The following is a 1,979-nucleotide window of genomic DNA, read 5'->3' on the forward strand; positions in this document are numbered from 1 at the left end:
CCTCCGACTATCCGATAATCACCATCGAGGACGGCCTTGCCGAGGACGATTGGGAGGGCTGGAAGATACTGACCGACCTGATCGGCACGAAGACCCAGCTCGTCGGCGACGACCTCTTCGTCACCAACACGGCGCGGCTGCGCGACGGCATCCGCATGGGCGTCGCCAATTCGATCCTGGTCAAGGTCAACCAGATCGGCTCGCTGACCGAGACGCTCGACGCCGTCGAGACCGCGCACAAGGCGGGCTATACCGCCGTCATGTCGCACCGCTCGGGCGAGACCGAGGATTCGACCATCGCCGACCTCGCCGTCGCCACCAATTGCGGACAGATCAAGACCGGCTCGCTGTCGCGCTCGGACCGCATGGCCAAGTACAACCAGCTCATCCGGATCGAGGAGGAGCTCGGCAGGCAGGCGCGCTACGCGGGCAAGTCGGTGATCAAAGGCTGATCCGGCTCATTTGGAACCATAAAAGGGCGGGGACATCCCGCCCTTTTTTGTTCTTGCAAACCTCGACCCGACCGGCCGTAACCGTCCATTAAGCACAATCGGGCGAAAAAGACTCAAATGGCCGCTTGCGTTCGCGGCCGCGAGGGTTCGGGTCATGTGGACACGTCAGCACAAGAAGAGAAACACCGGCCGGCTGATCATTCCGTCGTTGTGCGTGCTGTTCCTGACCTATTTCGGCTTCCATGCCTATCATGGCGAATTCGGCATCTATTCCAAGTATCGGCTGCAGGCCCAGGCGGCCGAACTGCAGGCCCAGCTCGACGCGGTCAAGGCGCGCCGGGTCGATTTCGAGCGCCGCGTCCAGCTCCTCCATGAAGGCACGCTGGAAAAGGACATGCTTGACGAACAGGCTCGAAAGGCGCTCAATCTCTCGCAGCCCGACGAAATCACCATCATGCTGCCTGCCTCGACGAAATAACCGAATTCCGGTTAATCGAACTTATTCGCAATGATTCTAGTCGCTTAGACGCATGCCAGCCATGCATTTTTCAGCATGGCGCAATGCACCCTTGCGTGTTAGCCTCGCTCAAATCGGTGGGGAGGCGATCGCTCTCCCTGAAATGTCCGCGAAGAGACGCCAACAGGGAGTGATGCATGGCCACCGCCGCCAGAAAAGCGCCTGCCAAATCCAAATCCAAATCCGACGGCAAATCGCCGAACCTTTCCGCACCAAAGCCAGCCGAATTCACCAAGGAAGAAGAGCTTTCCGCCTACCGGCACATGCTGCTCATCCGCCGCTTCGAGGAGAAGGCCGGCCAGCTCTACGGCATGGGCTTCATCGGCGGCTTCTGCCACCTCTATATCGGTCAGGAAGCCGTCGTCACCGGCATGAAGATGGCGCTGATCGAAGGCGATCAGATGATCACCGCCTACCGCGACCACGGCCACATGCTGGCGATGGAGCTTTCGCCGCGCGGCGTCATGGCCGAGCTCACCGGGCGCCGCGGCGGCCTGTCGAAAGGCAAGGGCGGCTCCATGCACATGTTCTCCAAGGAGAAGCATTTCTACGGCGGCCACGGCATCGTCGGCGCGCAGGTGTCGCTGGGCACCGGGCTCGCCTTCGCCAACCGCTATCGTGAGAACAAGAATGTCTCGCTGACCTATTTCGGTGACGGCGCCGCCAACCAGGGCCAGGTCTACGAGAGCTTCAACATGGCTTCGCTGTGGAAGCTGCCGGTGATCTTCATCATCGAGAACAACCGCTACGCCATGGGCACGTCCGTGTCGCGCTCGTCCGCCGAGACCGATTTCTCGCATCGCGGCGCATCCTTCAAGATCCCCGGCATCCAGGTCGACGGCATGGATGTCCGCGCAGTGAAGTCGGCCGCCGAGCTCGCCACCGATTGGTGCCGCGCCGGAAACGGGCCGCTGATCCTTGAAATGCAGACCTACCGCTATCGCGGCCACTCGATGTCCGATCCGGCGAAGTACCGCTCCAAGGAGGAAGTGCAGAAGATGCGCTCGGAG

General features: G+C 61.2%; 2 protein-coding genes and 1 pseudogene. All 3 read left to right on the plus strand.

Annotated elements, in window-relative coordinates; genetic code table 11:
* Positions 1-452, plus strand: a pseudogene (eno, locus tag EOA38_RS35070) (phosphopyruvate hydratase); the annotation flags it as partial.
* A 154-nt stretch (positions 453-606) separates the two neighbouring features.
* Positions 607-930: a septum formation initiator family protein gene (locus tag EOA38_RS35075; protein WP_126094060.1), complete on the plus strand. Its 324-nt coding sequence runs from the start codon at positions 607-609 to the stop codon at positions 928-930.
* A 176-nt stretch (positions 931-1,106) separates the two neighbouring features.
* The coding region (pdhA, locus tag EOA38_RS35080; protein ID WP_127301375.1) for a pyruvate dehydrogenase (acetyl-transferring) E1 component subunit alpha at positions 1,107-1,979 on the plus strand (873 nt) is incomplete at its 3' end.

It is taken from the genome of Mesorhizobium sp. M1E.F.Ca.ET.041.01.1.1 (assembly GCF_003997355.1).
Lineage (GTDB): Bacteria > Pseudomonadota > Alphaproteobacteria > Rhizobiales > Rhizobiaceae > Mesorhizobium.